The sequence below is a fragment of the Pseudoalteromonas sp. RWi3 genome (genome assembly GCF_054960735.1).
The window spans coordinates 131609-150667 of sequence record NZ_JBHNYL010000009.1; the positions used below are offsets into that span (position 1 = coordinate 131609).

13 protein-coding genes are annotated in these 19059 nt (G+C 42.1%); 10 read left to right on the top strand and 3 right to left on the bottom strand.

From position 1 onward, the window contains the following. Window positions 1-418 precede the first annotated feature (418 nt). Window positions 419-3079: a family 16 glycosylhydrolase gene (locus ACFI4Z_RS13015; RefSeq protein ID WP_462670961.1), complete on the top strand. Its 2661-nt coding sequence runs from the start codon at window positions 419-421 to the stop codon at window positions 3077-3079. A gap of 79 nt (window positions 3080-3158) precedes the next feature. Then, window positions 3159-6140, top strand: a complete 2982-nt coding sequence (locus ACFI4Z_RS13020) for a TonB-dependent receptor (protein WP_462670962.1) — start codon at window positions 3159-3161, stop codon at window positions 6138-6140. A gap of 89 nt (window positions 6141-6229) precedes the next feature. Here the strand turns inward: ACFI4Z_RS13020 and ACFI4Z_RS13025 are convergent, their stop codons facing one another. Next, window positions 6230-6427: a CPXCG motif-containing cysteine-rich protein gene (locus tag ACFI4Z_RS13025; protein WP_462670963.1), complete on the bottom strand. Its 198-nt coding sequence runs from the start codon at window positions 6425-6427 to the stop codon at window positions 6230-6232. 164 nt (window positions 6428-6591) lie between these two features. Continuing rightward, complete coding sequence (locus ACFI4Z_RS13030; RefSeq protein ID WP_462670964.1) at window positions 6592-7017, bottom strand: hypothetical protein; 426 nt, start codon at window positions 7015-7017, stop codon at window positions 6592-6594. 146 nt (window positions 7018-7163) lie between these two features. Between ACFI4Z_RS13030 and ACFI4Z_RS13035 the strand changes: the two genes are divergently transcribed. Genes ACFI4Z_RS13035 through ACFI4Z_RS13070 form a run of 8 tightly spaced genes read left to right on the top strand, consistent with a single transcriptional unit; the run spans window position 7164 to window position 17499 of the window. After that, window positions 7164-9500 (top strand): TonB-dependent receptor, encoded by a 2337-nt coding sequence (locus ACFI4Z_RS13035; RefSeq protein WP_462670965.1) that lies wholly within the window; start codon window positions 7164-7166, stop codon window positions 9498-9500. 12 nt (window positions 9501-9512) lie between these two features. Then, window positions 9513-11666: an FAD-dependent oxidoreductase gene (locus ACFI4Z_RS13040; protein ID WP_462670966.1), complete on the top strand. Its 2154-nt coding sequence runs from the start codon at window positions 9513-9515 to the stop codon at window positions 11664-11666. A 1-nt stretch (window position 11667) separates the two neighbouring features. Continuing rightward, window positions 11668-12486: a DUF547 domain-containing protein gene (locus ACFI4Z_RS13045; RefSeq protein WP_462670967.1), complete on the top strand. Its 819-nt coding sequence runs from the start codon at window positions 11668-11670 to the stop codon at window positions 12484-12486. Then, window positions 12473-13738 (top strand): ABC transporter substrate-binding protein, encoded by a 1266-nt coding sequence (locus ACFI4Z_RS13050; protein ID WP_462670968.1) that lies wholly within the window; start codon window positions 12473-12475, stop codon window positions 13736-13738. Before ACFI4Z_RS13045 ends, ACFI4Z_RS13050 begins: the two co-directional genes overlap by 14 nt. After that, entirely contained in the window at window positions 13735-15456 is a 1722-nt protein-coding gene (locus ACFI4Z_RS13055) for an ABC transporter permease (protein ID WP_462670969.1), read from the top strand. Before ACFI4Z_RS13050 ends, ACFI4Z_RS13055 begins: the two co-directional genes overlap by 4 nt. After that, window positions 15446-16096, top strand: coding sequence for an ATP-binding cassette domain-containing protein (locus tag ACFI4Z_RS13060; RefSeq protein ID WP_462670987.1), 651 nt, complete (start codon window positions 15446-15448; stop codon window positions 16094-16096). Before ACFI4Z_RS13055 ends, ACFI4Z_RS13060 begins: the two co-directional genes overlap by 11 nt. Further along, complete coding sequence (locus ACFI4Z_RS13065; protein ID WP_462670970.1) at window positions 16089-16721, top strand: CDP-alcohol phosphatidyltransferase family protein; 633 nt, start codon at window positions 16089-16091, stop codon at window positions 16719-16721. Before ACFI4Z_RS13060 ends, ACFI4Z_RS13065 begins: the two co-directional genes overlap by 8 nt. Beyond that, on the top strand, window positions 16714-17499 hold the full coding sequence (locus ACFI4Z_RS13070) for a sterol desaturase family protein (RefSeq protein ID WP_462670971.1): 786 nt from the start codon (window positions 16714-16716) through the stop codon (window positions 17497-17499). The genes ACFI4Z_RS13065 and ACFI4Z_RS13070 overlap by 8 nt, the downstream gene beginning before the upstream one ends. 58 nt (window positions 17500-17557) lie before the next feature. Here the strand turns inward: ACFI4Z_RS13070 and ACFI4Z_RS13075 are convergent, their stop codons facing one another. Continuing rightward, window positions 17558-19039, bottom strand: a complete 1482-nt coding sequence (locus tag ACFI4Z_RS13075) for a S41 family peptidase (RefSeq protein WP_462670972.1) — start codon at window positions 19037-19039, stop codon at window positions 17558-17560. Window positions 19040-19059 lie beyond the last annotated feature (20 nt).

Here is a 19059-nt window from a genome sequence, read left to right on the forward strand (position 1 = left end):
TTAATATTCCCCACGGTATTACTGCAACAACTTTAAAAAGTCGTACTAAAATAGCGACAGCTGTTATGGATTAAGAAACAACACTTGATGTTTGGCAATTATTGCATTTTATTATTTTTAAACAGAATATTTAAAATTTAACATTTCTATCATAAAAACAAAATATTTAAGCATAATCAATAAGATAGTAGGCACACTTCATTCTACCCTCCAACCTTAATCAAGCAGTAGTTAAATAAAAGTTAATCAAAGACATTAAATATGTTGACCTAATGCACGCATTATCATACGCTTTGTAAGCGCTTACATAGAAAGCGCTAACTTTATCACACACATGTAAGCGCTTACATGTGCATTTGTAAAAAATGAACTATGCTAAAAAGCGCTTCCATTTATTAAGTCGACTGGGGTTCACATAATGAACATGACAACATCCAATCTTAGCCGTTTCTTTGCAGCCACATCATTAACAATGTTGTTCGGTTGCGGTGGCGGCGCTGAAACAAAATCTGATTTAACAGCTGTCGAACCAAGCGAGCCCGTCTCTGATTGGGTCATGGTTTGGAGCGATGACTTCGACGGCCAAGCCATTGATACATCAAAATGGAACTTCGAGCTAAATTGTGCTGGCGGTGGAAATAATGAAAAACAATGCTACACCGACAGCAGTGAAAACGCATTTGTAAGCGATGGTATCCTTAATATCGTTGCCTTGCCTGCAGAAGAAGGTGCAGAAAAGCCATATACTTCAGCCCGTTTAACCACACAGTACAAAGCCGATTTTACCTATGGTCGTTTTGAAATGAGAGCGAAACTGCCATCAGGCCAAGGTAGCTGGCCTGCATTTTGGATGATGCCAACAGACTCTGAATATGGTGGTTGGCCACGTTCTGGTGAAATTGATATTTTGGAAGCTGTTAACTTAAAAACAGTTTCTGAAGACGGCACTGTAGAATCAAACATTTACGGGACACTCCACTACGGTCGCGAGTGGCCAAATAATGCCAGTTCAGGTAAAGCTTATACATTTCCTGAAGGTATGAATCCCGCAGACGATTTTCACACATATGCAATTGAATGGCAGGAAGGTGAAATTCGCTGGTATGTTGATGGTTATTTATATGCAACACAACGTCGTTCCGAAGTGCGTTACAACTCAAAAGATGAAGCCGTTGGCCTAAAACATAAAGGTTGGTTCGCAGAATATTTTGAGCAAGGCAGTGGCGAGCTCACAACACACTGGGATACGGCCCCTTTTGATAAAGACTTCTTCTTAATCCTAAATCACGCCGTAGGTGGAGATTGGCCTGAAAACGTTAACAACTTAGGTATTGATGAGACTGCATTTGCAGAAGGGCAGAGTTTTGAAGTTGACTACGTTCGTGTTTATGAGTGTCAATCTGACCCTGCTACAGGTAAAGGCTGTGAAACAGTTCGCCCTGGGTACGATAGCCTAGATGATGCACTAGTTGAAGGTGCAGCCCCAGTGCCAACACCACCGAGTGATGGCGTAGCTAAAAACCTAAATATTTTTGATGGCGGATTAAATTCTAGCTGGATTGCATGGGATTGTTGTGGCGGCACTATGCCAGCGATCATCACTGATGCTGACAAAGGCGACGTTGTACAATTTAATATCAATGATAACAACGGCACTGTGTTAGGTTTCTCTACACGTGGCGGCCATTTCCCTGATGACTTTGCAGGCACATCAGCGCCATTTGATGCATCTCCATTAGTAGACGTAAATGGCCGTGTAAGCTTTGAAATGAAAGTTGTTACTCCGCCTAATGCTGATACAACATGGTTATTAAAAGCCGAAGCCGGTGACGGTGGTCCAAATACCGGTGATGTTGCACTAAACGAAAGTTTAGAAGGTGTAGACCCTGTTGTTGGCCAATGGCAAACCTATACATTCCCCCTTTCTTTCTTACAAGAAAAAGGACTTGATCTAAGCGCGATTGACGTATTAATGATTTTCCCAGCATGGCAAACAGGCGAAGGTGCAGAGTACCTTATTGCTAATATTGCGATTGAAGGTGACTTAGGTGCATCACCTGAAGTGGTATTATTTACCGATGGACAAAACCTTGATTGGCCAATGTGGGATTGTTGTGGTGGTTCAACCCCGGTTGAAGCAATGGATGACGAGGAACATGGTTTAACTGCTGAGTTCAGCATTGGTGAAGCACCTACAGTTATGGGCTTTAACACACGCACTTCAGCAGGCGGCAGCGGCAATCCATTTGATGCTAGCAGCATTTTAGAAAGTGGTGTACTGCAGTTTGATGTAAAAGTAATGACGGCTCCTAATAGCCCTGACTCAACATGGGTTATGAAAATTGAATCGAATGAAGGCGATACTGCGGTAGAACTGCCATTAACAGACGCAGGTGATGCACCCGTTGTAGGTGAGTGGAAAACATATACGTATACACTTTCTGATCTAGCTGGCGCAGGTTTAGATGTAAGCGCTCTGGATGTAGTGATGATCTTCCCAGCATGGGGCACAGGTGAAGGTGCTGTATACCGTGTAGATAACGCAAAAATATACGATCCAAGTGCAGCCGCTCCAGCTGGCAACGAACTGACCGTATTTAAAGATAAAGCAGCCGATATGTGGAGTATTTGGGATTGCTGTGGTGGCTCTACACCAACAGAGCAAACAGATGACGACGCACATGGTACTGTTGCACAATTTGAGATTGGTGCTGCACCTACGGTAATGGGCTTTTTAGCTGATGAAGGTGTTTCGTTTGATGCATCGGCTATTTTAGCTACCGGCGTTGTTCAATTTGAAATGAAAATGGTGACTCCACCTAATGCTACAGATGCACAATGGTTGTTTAAAATTGAGTCAACGGGCGCCGCAACTGCTGTAGAGTTACCTCTTTCTGACAGTGCTGAAGGCGAAGTTCCCGTTATTGGGCAGTGGCAAACATATACATTTACATTGCAGTCGCTGTTTGACGCAGGCTTAGATATCAGTGATATCAATGTACTTATGATTTTCCCAGCATGGGGCTCAGGTGAAGGTGCGGTTTATCGTGTTGATAATGTAGTTATCGCGAATCCTTAAAACACCTTATTAAGTGGCAGATAATCAACAAAGTGATTTATCTGCCAACCCTAACCAATTTAGTAAAAGCAGAGCAATTATGAACACAATTAAGTTTAAAAAAAGCCAACTAGCGGCTTCTGTGTCACTTATCATCGCTGCAAGCACATTTAATTTAGCTTACGCAGCGCAAGAAGAAACTGCCGAACCAGAGCTAGAAGTAATTGAAGTAAAAGGTATTCGAGGCTCATTGATTCGTTCAATGGATGTTAAACGTGATGCATCAGGCGTTGTTGATGCCATTTCAGCTGAAGAAATGGGTAAATTTCCAGATACCAACCTAGCAGAATCACTACAACGTATTACCGGTGTATCTGTAAGTCGCTCTAACGGTGAAGGCAGCCAAATCACTGTGCGTGGCTTTGGTCCATCATTTAACCTCGTAACACTTAATGGCCGCCAAATGGCTGGCACAGGTTTTACACGCTCATTTAACTTTGAAAACCTATCATCTGAAGGTGTTAGCTCTTTAGAAGTAATGAAAACAGCCCGTGCAGAAATGCCAACAGGTGGACTAGGTGCCACTGTTAACATCGTTACAGCAAAGCCATTACAAAAGCCAGGTGAACGTTTTTCATTCATGGCAAAAGGGATTCATGACTCGTCTGTAGAAAACGGTGATGAAGTGACGCCTGAGATTGCTGGTATCTACAGCAACACCTTTGATGATGAGCGCTTTGGTGTATCAGCAAACTTTTCATATCATCGTCGTGATTTCCAAAAGCAATCAGCAAATGTACGTTCGTGGTTAGTAAACCCTAACCTTTCTTTAGATGCTGAAAACGTTACTGATAATCGCCCAACAGACGCTGACGGTAACCCAGCAAAACAGTATACGGATGCTAACGGAGAACGTGTTTCTGCTGCATTCTTCCCGCAAGAAATTAGTTTTGCCAAAGACGACATTCAACGTGAGCGCCTTAATGCACAAGCAACGTTCCAGTTTGCTCCTACTGATAACTTAACGTTTACCCTTGATCACACAATTTCAAATGCAGTGACGGGAAATAACTCACTATCTTGGGGTATTTGGAATGGCTCATTTGGCGGTAATGCGAACGAATATGAACTAGACGAAAATGGCACAGCCATCTATTACAATTCAGCGGGAGATGATGCATCATTCACTGCATTTCGTGAAACAACCGAGGTAGATGCTAAAGCGACCGGCTTAAATGTTGAGTGGCTCGCCACTGAAAACCTCAGCTTTACACTCGATGCACACACATCAAAAACAACGATTGATAACGGCAAAGATACCGGTTTGAACGCCAATGGCCGTATTATCTTAGGTTCAGCTGATATTGCTTCAAAAGAGTATTCTTTCCGTGAAGGTGATGTACCTGGTTTTAATGTTAATTGGAACAATGGCACGCAAGAAATCGACCCTAATCAAATAGGCTCTAACTTTAGTATTTTCACACGCACGCCGGGTGAATCTGAAGTATCCCAAGTGCAGCTCGACGGTCAATTATTTACTTATACTGATATTGGCCTTGAAACAGTTAAATTTGGCGCAGCCTACACTAAGCAATCCTTAAGTGAATGGGGTGGTTCAAATAATGCGAATGCACCAGGGTTTAATAACGGCACATTTGCTGAGATTTTTCCTGATGCGATGTTTGAACGTGTTGACTTAGCAAACTTCCTCGATGAGTTTTCTTTTGGTCCAAATGGCGTAGCGCCAGGTTATGCTTACACGTATGATTTTGATGAAGCTTTTGCGCGCCAAAGTGCATATCTTACAGAAGACGTACTAGGCAGTGATGTATATCAAATTGGCACCTTTGATGGCTTTCCAACTAATAAAGTTGAAGAAGAAACCATCAGCTTATACCTTTCAACGAACTGGGTATTTAATGTAAGCGATTACGATGTATTCGTTAATTTAGGTGTACGTTATGAAGAAACCGATATTGTCAGTCCAGCTAAAAGCCGCGTGGCTGAACAAGTATACTGGGCTGGTGGTTCTGAATGGTTAACGCAGTTTGCAAGTGGCGGTGAGTTAGTTGAAGTTGACTACAAAGGCCAATACGACTTACTCCTTCCGATGATCGATATTAAAGTCGATTTAACTGACGATTTAGTCTCTCGTGTATCATGGGGTCAAACAATATCAAGACCTACCTTAGGCGCTATGCTAGGTAACTTAAGTCTTACCCCCTCACCTAAGTTGAACTCACGTAGTGGTAGCCGTGGCAACCCTAACTTAAAACCATTTAAATCAACTAACTTTGATTTAAGCTTGGAGTATTACTACAACGAAGGCAGTTATGCCGCGGTTGGTCTATTTTGGAAAGACGTTGATGACTGGATTGATAACACGCAAGTTAATGCAACTTACGAAGGCCTGCATGACGTCTATTTAGGTGAACGTTGGAATAACGCAGTTGCTGCCATTGAAGGTCGTGGTGAACAAGCAACCGACGGAGCAATTTACAATGAGATTGTTGCAAATGGTGTAGGTATTGGCGAAAACAATCGTATTTTACCTGACCCTGCAACCGATCCGCTGATTGAGTGGACAATTGAATCGCCCGAAAATGTGGGTTCTCGAAAGGTTAACGGTGTAGAAGTCTCTATTCAGCATTTGTTTGGTGAATCTGGCTTTGGCGCAGGCTTCAATGCAACTATGGTTGACGGTGATGTTGAATATGATAACCACATACTTGCCTCTCAAGCTATTTTAGCAGGACTGAGTGATTCAGCGAATCTACAAGGTTTTTATGAAAAAGACGGCTTATCTGTAAAAATTACAGGTGCGTGGCGCGACCAATATCTTATAGCGCAAGGTTTACCGGACTCAGGCGCCACTGCGCCACCACAGTACGCTGAAGAGTATCTTCAATGGGATGTTAGCGTTAACTACGAAGTCAACGAAAGTACCACGGTGTTCTTTGAAGGTGTTAACTTAACAAATGAAACTGAACGCTCATTTAGCCGATTCGAAAGTCAGTTCTTGAGCGCAGCTCAATACGGCCCGCGATACGCAATTGGCTTTAGGTATTCAATGGGCAACTAAACAATACAGCATTCCCCTATTGCTAAAACAAAAGCCGCTCATAGAGCGGCTTTTTATATACATAACGAAAACCCTGTGCCTATAAACGCTTAAAAGCCCTCATCATCACTTGAAACAGTCACGAAAAGCGTCTCATCATTATCCATTTGCACTAAAAAGTTAATAGGCTTACAACACACTTGGCAATCTTCAATGTATTGTTGATCCAAATCACTGGGATCAATCAATATATCTAAGCATTCACCACAGTAAGGGCATGTGATGGTACTTTGTGTTAATTGATTCATTACAATAGCTCCTTACACTATAAAGTTTGATAACTGCAACCTGCTTTACTTTGACGATTTACTCATCTGCTTGATACTTTATCATTGTGATAAAAAACCTAAAACAATACATCGATTTTTAAAGTAGCCTTAGCTAATCTCGCTTAATTTACCTTTAGTCTAATTTACGATGCACGTCTCACGGCTATAAATTTAACATCTTGGTCGCGCAATAAGTAAAGCGCAAAACAGGCCGCCCACATTGGCCATGCTGCAAAAAACAATAAATTGTTAAACCCATCAAGATATTGCGCGTAAGATGAGAGTGTGGAAGCACCATGCATTAAAAAAATTAAACCATAAGTAATACGCTTTTTGATACCCGCCATAAATGCAAACACCAGTACCAGCTGTAAACTCCCCAAAATATAGGCTATGGTGTCAGTAGACCCACTTATGCCATAAAAATGCTCGAAAATGCGTGCGCTGTGCCCTGGGTTTACAAACTTATCCAGCGTCCACATCAGCATCACAATAAATACGCCTAAACGTAATGAAAATAAAGACCATTGCAGGCGACTTTTAATATCCGGTGTGTATGTTTGGTTCATTGACTATCCTATAAAATTATTATGAATAAAAACTACAAGACCGAGCAGCCGTTAATTTCTTACAAAAAACTTTATTAACTATTTGAAAGTATTTTTACCCCTTTAGGGTCTCATACATCGTATATGAACTATTTAATTGCAGTGAGATGATTTTGAAATACGCATTTTTAGCACTCAGTATTTGTGCCAGCTTTACATCTGTCGTAAAAGCAAACAACGAAATTGAAGTAATCCAAGTATCCGCAGAAAAACTAAAGGCCCATCAGCTATCGCCTAAAGATGCGAAAATAAGCGGGCCATTTGGCGATGATCTGTCACTAAGCGACATCGCACGCGCAATTACCCCTATTTCTAGCGACATGATTGAGCAACTCAACATCACCACATTGCAAGATATTTTAGCCGTTACGCCTAACAGTTACGCAGCCAGCGGCTTTGGTGCTCCTAGCTTACCTACACTACGCGGTCAACTGGGTGAACTTTATCAAAATGGCGTTCGTCGCCAAGCAGGTAACAACGGCTTTGGTATTCCCGTATCATTTAATGCGGTTGAGCAAATTGATGTAGTAAAAGGCGCACCGACAGTATTATTTGGTAGTAGCCAACGCAATGGCGGATTCGTTAATTTACATTCAAAAACAGCCAATACCGAAACCTCACAAGGCAAAGCAAGCCTATCAGCAGGACGATGGGATCACTTCAGTGCTCAACTCGATTATTCAGCGCCTATAGTCCAAGGCGAAAGCGGATTTAGAGTGAGTGTTGAGCATATTGATAACGGTAGTTTTTATGATTACGCAGGTTATCAAAGTGATAGTCTCTTTGGGGCTGTGCGTTTTTTACCTGATGATAAAACCAGCTGGGATATAAACTTTGAGCTCTATCATGTTGAGTTTACTGATAACGCAGGTATAAACCGACCCACACAGGCATTAATTGATGACGGGCTGTATATCACAGGCCAAGGCGTGCAACCCAATGGCAGCACAGTACCCGGTGCTGGGGCTATTGTCTCGCCAACAGGGCAAGTGATGTTACCGCGCAATCAAGTATTGACCGACCCTGACAACATAAATGACGCTACAACATATTTATTTCATAGCGTGTATAAACGTGAGCTCAGTAATCAATTAACCCTCAAAAATATTACTTATTTTCAGCATTTAGAACGCGAAGAAATTGCGCAAAATAGCTTTGTAGAAATTATTGATGGCGCCAACACCGCGCAAAACCGCACAGAGTTAAGCTATCAATGGGCTGATAATCAAAATACTTTATTTGCCTTTGATGTGCGGTATAACAAGGTTAAAGGCTTCAGCCAATTTACCACTGAAGCAGACTCCCCTATTGACTTAACAGGTCCCATTGAAAGCCGCCGTATACCGCTTACAGCAGAGCAACAAGCACGCCTAGTTGAGTTACGCCCCGGCGTATTTGTATCACCCGGTGGCCAATACGATATAAATAATGACGGAAGTGGTGATTTTTCACTTTCAGACACCACTAACTCCACCAGTTTGCAAACAGGTATCGCGATTCAACACGATAGCCAATGGACAAATAAGGTTCGTACCAGCGTAGGTTATCGTATTGACTATTATGACGTTAAAGCAAGCGATCCTATTGCACCCCAAGGTCAAATAGCCGCCAGCGATAACATTTATGAAACCCTGCATTCTGGTCAAGCAAGTATTAACTATAAACTGACACCAGCACTGACAAGCTACATGGCAGGAAGCTACAACCAAGCAACCTCGAACAGTATGGCTGGCGGTAATGTATTAGGTAGTGACAACAAAATTAGTGCACAAAACTTTGCAACCGATAACACGCTAGCTGAAGTGGGCTTAAAATACGCACCAGCAGATAGTGCATGGTATGTCGACGGCGCACTATTTAATCAACGCCGCAGCTTGCGTAACCGAGATGGCAGTAATACAGGTATTCGTACTCAAGGCTTCGAAAGTCAGGCTTTTTATGATGCAACCAATTATTGGTTTAGTGTTGGTTATAGTTATATTGATGCCCGTTACGACAATTCAGCAAGCAGCCAAGGCGCAAAACAAGTCTCTGATGTATTTAATAACTCTCGCCCTGATATTATCAATGGCACAGCGGGTGGCGCACCTAACTTTACTGCATTTGCCCCATCAACACAGCGTGTACAAGGAATACCTGAGCAATCTGTCAGTATAAATGGCGGTATTTCAATTACACCACAGTGGGATATTGGGCTGGGTGGTATTTATACCAAAAGCTATCCTTTAGACTATTTAGCAACTGTTTATATACGCGACCAATACACACTTAATCTAAACAGTCGCTATGCATTTAATGAGCAAATGGCTTTGCGTTTAGATATTACCAATGTAACCAACCAAGAAAACTGGCGACCTGTGTTTGAAGGCGGTTACTTTGGCGCAACACTGGTTTATCCAGAGCTGCCAATTCATGGCAAATTGACCTTTACCTATAACTTTTAATAGCGAGTGAACATGTTAAAAAAATTACTATTGTTGATTGTTGCCTTGCTGGGTGTAGGGCTCTTTTTTCACTTTGATATTCACCAGCTACTTACCCTTGATGGCTTAAAAGGCTCAATGGAAGAATTTAGCCAATGGCGTGAACAATCGCCTTTATTGGTGATCGGAGGGTTCTTTTTACTCTACGTTGTGGTCACTGCGCTGTCATTACCCGGTGCTGCCATATTAACATTGGCTGCGGGAGCGCTATTTGGTCTTGCAGAGGGGCTATTGGTTGCCTCTTTTGCATCAACCATTGGCGCTACGTTAGCGTTTTTAGTCTCGCGGTATTTATTACGCGACGTGGTTAAAAAGCGTTTTCCAGAACGTTTATCTGCCATTGATGCAGGGGTTGAAAAAGAAGGCAGCTTTTACTTATTTACCTTAAGGTTAGTGCCTGTTTTCCCATTCTTTTTGATAAACTTGCTGATGGGCCTGACAGCTATTAAGTCATGGACATTCTATTGGGTCAGTCAAATAGGCATGTTAGCTGGCACGTTTGTATTTGTTAATGCCGGTACGCAATTAGCACAAATTGATAGCTTATCGGGCATTTTATCCTTAGACCTTATTGTTTCTTTTGCATTGTTGGGTGTATTCCCGCTTATTGCAAAAGCAATTATCAATTTGCTAAAAAAACGTAAAGTATATAAAAGCTATACTAAACCCAAGCAGTTTGACCGCAATATGATTGTTATTGGTGGGGGCGCTGGCGGCTTAGTAACCAGTTACATTGCAGCCGCCGTGAAAGCAAAAGTCACTTTGATTGAGGCCGGTGAAATGGGCGGTGACTGCCTAAATTACGGCTGTGTGCCTAGTAAAGCAATTATCAAAAGCGCCAAAGTTGCTGAACAAATTAGACATGCTGATAAATACGGTTTAGAAAGGATCAGCCCTGAATTTTCATTCAAAAAAGTAATGGCCCGTGTGCACCAAGTTATTGCTGATATTGCCCCGCACGACAGCGTGGAACGCTATACAAACTTAGGTGTTGAGGTACTTAAAGGCTACGCTAAAATTACTGACCCGTGGACAGTTGAAATACAACTAAACGACGGTAGCACACAAACCCTAACCGCTAAAACAATTGTTATTGCCACGGGCGCACGCCCCTTTGTGCCTCCTTTGCCTGGCATTGAAGAAACAGGCTATGTTACCAGTGACACATTGTGGAAAAAGTTTGCTGATTACAGTCAAGCACCTAAAAAGCTAGTGGTACTTGGGGGTGGGCCAATCGGCTCTGAGCTTGCACAAAGCTTTGCACGGCTTGGCTCATCGGTTACGCAAATCGAAATGGCCGATCGCATAATGATCAAAGAAGATATTGAAGTTTCAGAGTTTGCCAACCACGCTTTACAAGCCAGTGGCGTGAATGTATTAACCAATCATCAAGCGCTGCGCTGTGAAGCACGTGATGGTAAAAAGTACCTTATTGTTAAGCACAACGAACAAGAAACTGAAATTGAATACGACGAACTGTTATGTGCCGTTGGCCGTAGTGCCCGCTTAACGGGCTATGGCCTTGAAGAGTTAGGTATTGAAACCAACCGAACTATTGTTACCAACGAGTACTTAGAAACCCTCTACCCAAATATTTTTGCTGCGGGCGATATAGTCGGTCCTTATCAGTTTACCCATGTTGCTGCTCACCAAGGCTGGTACGCTGCTGTAAACGGCTTGTTTGGCAATTTTAAGAAATTCAAAGTGGATTATCGTGTGATCCCATGGACCACCTTTATTGACCCAGAGGTCGCTCGCGTAGGTATCAATGAACAAGAAGCGATTGAACAGGGACTAGACTACGAAGTGACTCGCTTTGAATTTAAAGAGCTAGACCGTGCAATCACCGAGAGTGCAACGCAAGGCTTTATTAAAGTGATTACGCCCAAAGGTAAAGACAAGATATTAGGTGTGACCGTTGTATCTGAACACGCGGGTGATTTGATTGCTGAGTTTGTATTAGCGATGAAACACGGCTTAGGGCTTAATAAAATACTGGGTACTATTCATAGTTACCCAACATGGGCTGAAGGTAACAAGTACGCAGCAGGTGAATGGAAACGTGCTAATGCGCCACACACTGTGCTTAATTGGCTTGAGAAATACCACACTTGGCGCAGAGGCTAAAATGAAATTAGCCTTTTATTTTGTTTTTAAGATTACAGTGTTGTTGGCTTTTTTAGCCAGCACCACTGTAAAGGCTGATGAATCGGATTCAATTCATCAGCCTTGGGACCAATTGTTAAGCAAACATGTAAAAAGCATTAGTGGAGGCACCAGTACTGGAGTTAACTACAGCGGGTTTAAAGCTGACCAAATAATTTTAACGGGCTACTTAGATACTCTCTCACAGGTAAGTCAGAATGAATTCAACACATGGTCAAAATCAAAGCAGTTAGCGTTTTTGATTAACGCTTACAATGCATGGACTGTGACATTTATTTTAACCCAATACCCAGATATCGAATCGATTAAAGAGCTAGGTAGTTTTTTTAGTTCGCCTTGGCGTAAAGAGTTTATCCCTTTATTAGGCAAAACTCGTAGTTTAGATAACATAGAACACATATTAATTCGTGGTGAAGGAAATTATAACGAGCCTCGTATTCATTTTGCTGTTAACTGTGCCAGCATTGGTTGCCCTGCCCTACGAGCGCAAGCTTATCGTGCTGAGCAGTTAGATATGCAGCTGGAGCAACAAACAACGCTCTTTTTAGCTGATAAAACACGCAATTATATATCCGGTGATACACTCTATTTGTCATCAATTTTTAAATGGTATCGTGATGATTTTGAGCAAGGTTTTGGTGGTGCAACTAGCTTAAATGCATTTACCCTACTGTACTCAAATGCGCTAAACTTAACACCAACCGAACAACGCAAAATTAAAAACAACACTGTGAAAATTAAGTTTTTAGATTACAACTGGGCATTGAATGATACGCCATAAACAACCACATATTGTTATAGGTAATATACTTTGCGGCCTGATTTTATTGCTGACAGCTCCCCTTTTCAGTGTTGCAAAAGAGCATAACACTACTTGGCAAACCATAGTTAACAATGGCAGTAACAAGCCTGTTTATTTTCATGCTTGGGGTGGCGACCCACAAATAAATACTTATATACAATGGCTTGGTGAGCAGGTTAAGCAGCGCTACAATATTGAACTACATCATATAAAACTTACCGACACCAGCGAAGCTGTAAGCCGTGTGTTAACTGAAAAGTCAGCAGGTAATCACGATGAAGGAAAAGTTGACCTAATTTGGATCAACGGCGCTAACTTTGCAGCCATGGCAAAACATGGTTTATTAGCACCTCATTGGGCACAATCACTGCCTAACTTTGCCCTAACAAACCCGGATAAAAACCCTGCTGTTACACTTGATTTTGGTGTACCAACTCAAGGTATGGAATCCCCCTGGGGGCAAGCTGCTTTAACCTTTTACTATGATAGTAGAGCGATGTCAGCCCCTCCTTATAGTTTGGCTGAGTTACTAATATGGAGTGCTCAACATCAAGGTCGCTTTACTTACCCAAAGCCCCCTGATTTTATTGGTGTAAGTTTTTTAAAATACGCGCTTATAAGCCTTACACCAGAGTCGTTGCAACACTTACTTTATCAACCTGCTACTGAGCAAAGTGCGGCCTTTTTGTTGCCAGCGCTATGGCAATACTTAGATACCCTGCACCCCAATCTTTGGCGAAAGGGGCAATACTTTGTTTCAAGCAGCACCGCGCTTAGGCGTTTAGTGGGAGATACAGAGCTGAGTTTAGCACTTACATTTTCAGCGCCTGAGGTACCTAGTGCCGTTGAACGCTTTGACTTACCTACTAGCATTCGCAGTTACGCTATGCGCGATGGCAGTTTAAGCAATATACACTTTGTCGCCATTCCTTATAATGCCAGCCACAGCGACAGTGCAAAATTGCTTGCTAACTTTATGCTTAGCGTACAAGCGCAAGCCAAAAAGCAGCAAGCTAGTATATGGGGTGACCGTACTGTGCTTGATTTATCACTTTTAAATACTGAGCAAAAAACGCTATTTGCACAACCTAACCCGCACCCGAGTAGTTTAGTTTCAAAAGGCTTAAGTCCAGCGCTTGCAGAGCCTCACCCAAGCTGGGTGTCATATATTAATCAACAGTGGCTTGCGCGCTACGGCGCCAAAAAGCGTGCGCTAAAGGCAGGTAAATGATTAGCGCGAACAGTATATTTATCAATGTTATACGATTTAGCCCTAAGCTTCTCATGGCAATTCTTGTAGTTCCTGTTATTGGTGGGCTAATCGCTGTTTTACTTCCTGCGTTTGGTTATATCCCTGCCCTTAATGAAGTACACCTGTCACTACGTGGTTTTACCCGTTTATTCGAAACTGCGGGTTTCAGTGAAATGGTGTTATTAAGCATTCGTAGTGCATTCATCAGTACGTTTTTAGCATTGACTATGACCGTGTTGATAATAGCAAGCTACTTTAACAGCCCTTGGCTGAGTCGTATTCAACAATTGTTAGGGCCTATATTAGTTATCCCTCATGCAGCCGCAGCCATTGCTATTGCCTTTTTAATTACGCCGTCAGGTATGATCTCACGGCTATTTTCACCTTGGTTAACTAGTTGGCAAAGCCCTGCAGATTGGTTACTCCCCCACGACTCATGGGGAATAAGTATGATTATAGGGCTGACATTAAAAGAATTACCCTTCTTATTACTCATGGCATTAGCCGCGCTTTCACAAGCAAATTTAGGCACTACATTACGTGCACACCATAAGGTAGCTCTTAGTTTAGGCTACAGTCCATTGACTGCTTTTTTTAAAGTCGTGCTGCCCAATCTATACCCTCATTTAAAACTTCCTGTATTAGCTGTTCTAGCCTATGCTAGTGCAAATGTAGAAATCCCACTCATATTAGGCCCAAATGCACCGCCTACAATTGCTGTTGCAATTATGCACTGGTTTAATGATGTTGATTTAACATTGCGGATTAAAGCATCCGCAGGAGCTGTGATCCAACTACTTTTAACTTTGGCTTTACTCGTTAGCTGGTGGTTATTCGAAACATTAATTAAACACTTAACACAACACAGCTTTATTAATGGCAAGCGCAGCTATATTGACCCTATTATTACTTGGATAACGCATATCCTGACATGCCTGTTAATCGCCAGTGCTATGCTATCACTTGCAGGGCTCGTACTTTGGTCATTTGCTGGGTATTGGCGTTTTCCTGATACCTTACCTGAACAATTCGTAGTAATGCATTGGCAAAGTGCGCTGGTGAATATACAAACACCGTTACTCAATACAGTATTAATTGGTTTTGCAGCGACGCTAATTGCCACTTTATTTACCTTATTTACTCTTGAAGCTGAGCAACAACAGGCTCATCTGTTGTCGCGTTTTGCTAGCATACTGATTTATTTACCACTGCTTATCCCAAGTATTGCGTTTTTATTTGGCCTAGTTTGGCTGCAAGAACAAGTAAACAGTCATCATGCTTTATTCAATGTAATGTTTAGCCATTTAATATTTGTTATACCGTATGTATATTTATCTTTAGCAAGTGGCTACCGGCGTTTAGACTCGCGCTATGCACAATTAGCCAGTAGCCTTGGCGCAACACCTGCAAAAATATTTTGGCGTATCAAGCTACCTATGCTAATGGGACCAATTTGCGTCGCATTTGCACTCGGGTTAGCTGTTAGCTTTAGTCAGTATTTACCCACTCTTCTTAACGGTGGCGGGCGTATTGACACAATAACAACGCAAGCGGTGGCCCTTGCCAGTGGAGCCAGTCGGCGTGTGAGCTCTGTGTATGCATTAGTGCAAATGCTATTACCAGCCCTTGCTTTCATTTTGGCTTGGGCAATACCAAAGTACCTCGTCAAGTTTCAATATAAGGCCAATCATGCATAGTTTAGTCATTGAAAAACTCACTATCTGGCAACAGAGTAAGCAACTTATTACACTTAATGAGACTGTCCAAGGCGGTGAGATTCTCAGTATTATGGGCCCATCTGGCAGTGGTAAATCAACGTTGTTAAATTGGCTTTCGGGTATGCTTCCTAGTGCATTTACTGCGCAGGGTAAGCTGTATTTAAACCAACAAGAGATCACAGCAACTGCAAGCCACCAGCGTCATTTAGGCTTACTTTATCAAGACGCGCTTTTATTTCCGCACTTATCTGTAGCTGGAAATATTGCGTTCGCCATGCCACAAGGGAATAAAGCACAACGCATGGATAAAATAGTTACAGCTCTTGAGCAAGTGGGCTTAACAGGTTTACATAACAGAGCACCAGAAAGTCTATCTGGTGGTCAACAAGCAAGAGTAGCATTACTCAGGGTGTTATTAAGTGAGCCTAAGGCAGTTTTACTAGACGAGCCTTTTAGCAAGTTAGACAGCCAATTGCGCCAAGAAACCCGAGAGCTGGTGTTTAAACAAATACGTGAACACAAACTCCCCGCAATCATGGTTACACACGACTGTGTTGATGCCCAAGCCGCACAGGGTAAAATTGTAAATCTCGGAACACAGGAACACAGTCATGCTTGATAAATACATTACTCCCGTTATTAAGCCACTGTTAACACCTGTGGTTGCCATATTTGATAAACGCGGTATCACCGCCGATACACTTACCGTGACCGGTTTTTTAATCGGACTATTAGCCGTGCCCTTGCTTGCTTTTGAGCTTTGGCATTTAGCACTTGGGGCAATAATAATTAACCGCATTTTCGATGGCCTTGATGGCGCCTTAGCACGCTACAGTCAGCAAAGTTCAAGCGCGGGAGGCTTTTTAGATATTACCTTAGACTTTTTATTTTATGCTGCAATACCGCTTGGGTTTATACTTGCCAACCCTGCGCAAAATGCGATTGCTGGTGCGATTTTATTGGCCTCTTTTATTGGCACTGGTTCAAGTTTTTTAGCTTTTGCGATTGCCGCCGAAAAATTTAAGTTAGACAAACCGCAATTTAAATATAAAAGCTTTTATTATTTAAATGGCCTGACTGAAGGCACAGAAACCATTGCGCTATTTATTGCCTTTTGTATTTGGCCTCAGCACTTTGCCGTTATGGCCTACGTTTTTGCCTTTGCCTGCGCTATTACAATTGTTACTCGTATTTATGGCGGTTATGTAACACTCAAACAACAAGAGTCAATTACAGATGAATAATGAGCTTTATTGGCGTCTCGGTTTTTTTATCAGTATTTTAGCAATCATGATGTTGCTTGAGGGGTTAAAACCTGCTCGCCAATCTTTGGTTGCGGCTAAGCACCGTTGGTTTGCAAACTTTGGCTTAGTGTTTATATCATCTGTGATTGCCCGTTTAACTGTGCCCATCGGCTTAACCGCATTAGCAATTTACAATACCGAGCAAGGTGTTGGACTTTTTAACTTAATTCAACTACCACTTTGGTTAACTATTCTGCTGAGTGTATTAATACTCGATATGCTTATATATTGGCAACACAGACTATTCCACCAAGTACCAATGCTATGGCGTTTACACAAAGTTCACCATGCTGACAGCCATATAGATGCCAGTACAGGGCTACGCTTTCACCCATTTGAAATTGTGCTCAGTATTTTAATTAAACTAATTGCCGTTACAGCGCTGGGCGCACCTGCGATTGCAGTACTTATATTTGAAATTGCACTAAACGGCTTTGCCCTGTTTAACCATGCCAATATACGATTACCCAAAAAACTAGAGCAGGTATTACGGATTGTAGTAATCACTCAGCAACTACACCGTATCCATCACAGCCAGCAGCCTGATGAAACCAACAGTAACTACGGCTTTAGTGTAATTTGGTGGGATAAACTCTTTGCAAGTTATAAACCGCATGCCAGTGAAACCGACGCCACATTGAAAGTCGGCTTAAGCCAATACCCCGCAAGCAAAAAGAGTTCATCATTAATAACCTTATTACTGATGCCCTTTAAGTAAATACAAAATACCGAGAGATTACCCACTCAGATATTATGACTATGCTGAGTGAGAGAAGCTAAAGTGTTTTTATTCGTGCTAGTAACGCTTGCGTTGTCCACTCAAGTTCATTAAAAGGGATATCCGGCTTGTAATAAGCACCTTTTGCGCGGGGCCTATTCACATAGACTTTATTAGGAATAATCACCTTAGTTAGCCCCGATGGAGTATCAACAAGTCTTACTTCCATATATGTTGAATCGGCACTGCTGGGTGCACCTAATAACACTGTATTTGGAAATAATTTGAATGTATCAATTGCATCAAGACAAGCACTGGCACACTGCCCCGGCACAATCACGATAACGTTATTATTAAAATCACTCTGTGCCACCACTTCTTCTTGTGCTAAAGCTGGCTTCTCCTCGACATAAAATATCGCATCTTTTTCTAACGATTCCTTCATACCAGCAGATACTTTATCAACCATGTCATACATTTGAGGCTGATCTTTGAGCAGGACTTTCAGAGCTTCAACATAGTGAGTATTTTCTTTAGACGCTCGCCACCATACTTGCGTATTGCGTCCATAATGCGCTCTTTTTTGGTTTACAATGCGTTCTCCCCATAATTGCTCAGCAACTTTTAAACTCCAAAAAGAAGAGCCACCTTGATTATGACGAAGATCGAGAACTACCGTTTTGGCATTGAGTAATTTACCTCGTTGATTTGCAAGATCATCAAGCAATATTTGGTAATCAGCTATTTGCAACTCATTAGGGCTAAAGGTTGGCATTGCAATCCACGCTATATTTTCGCTTGGCCAACCCAAGCCAATAGGTAACTCATCACCATTGAAGGCGTGCTTTAAATGCTTACTCACGCTCCTTGGACGAACAGGCCACTTCAGTTGCACACTGTATATAGCACCATTTGCGTTGACAAAGTCACAGTTTTTTAATTTAGGCAAAAATGGATTGCCATCATCAATCAATAAACGCCGTCCTTGGTTCCACCAATGCCCGGGCTGGTCAACCTCACCATGAAAATTAAAGAGTGTTTCGCGCATTAGGGTTTTAATTTGTGTATCGTTACAACGTATTATTTTGTCACCTTTGCTTACTTTAGGGTGTTCACTGTAATACACCTCTAAGCTATCACCACGCCATACAGCCGAAAACTCGGGCCAGCGTTTTGGTAATCTAAACTCATCAGGTAAAACAGCGACCGCCCCAGCATGCCCATCTTGTAAAATCGTATTAAAGCGGGCAATTGCAGCCTCGTACCCTTGAGGCGTTGTCACTTGCTGAGCAAGTGTTAAAGCTTGTTTTTTAGCGTCTTCAAGTAACGTGGGGAAGTTTGGGTTTTCACTGTCGTACATGCCCGGATGATTTTGAGCAGTTTGCGTATAGGCATATTTAATATCATGCTCTGTGAGCGCTTGCCACTGTGTTGCGGTTCGTGGGAAACTTGATTTTACAAAGTCATCATTTTGCGAAAAGCTATTGAATGAAATAAGTGTTATCAAACCCATAAAGCACAAATTAATTACGTTTTTCATCTAAATCCTTCTATTTATTC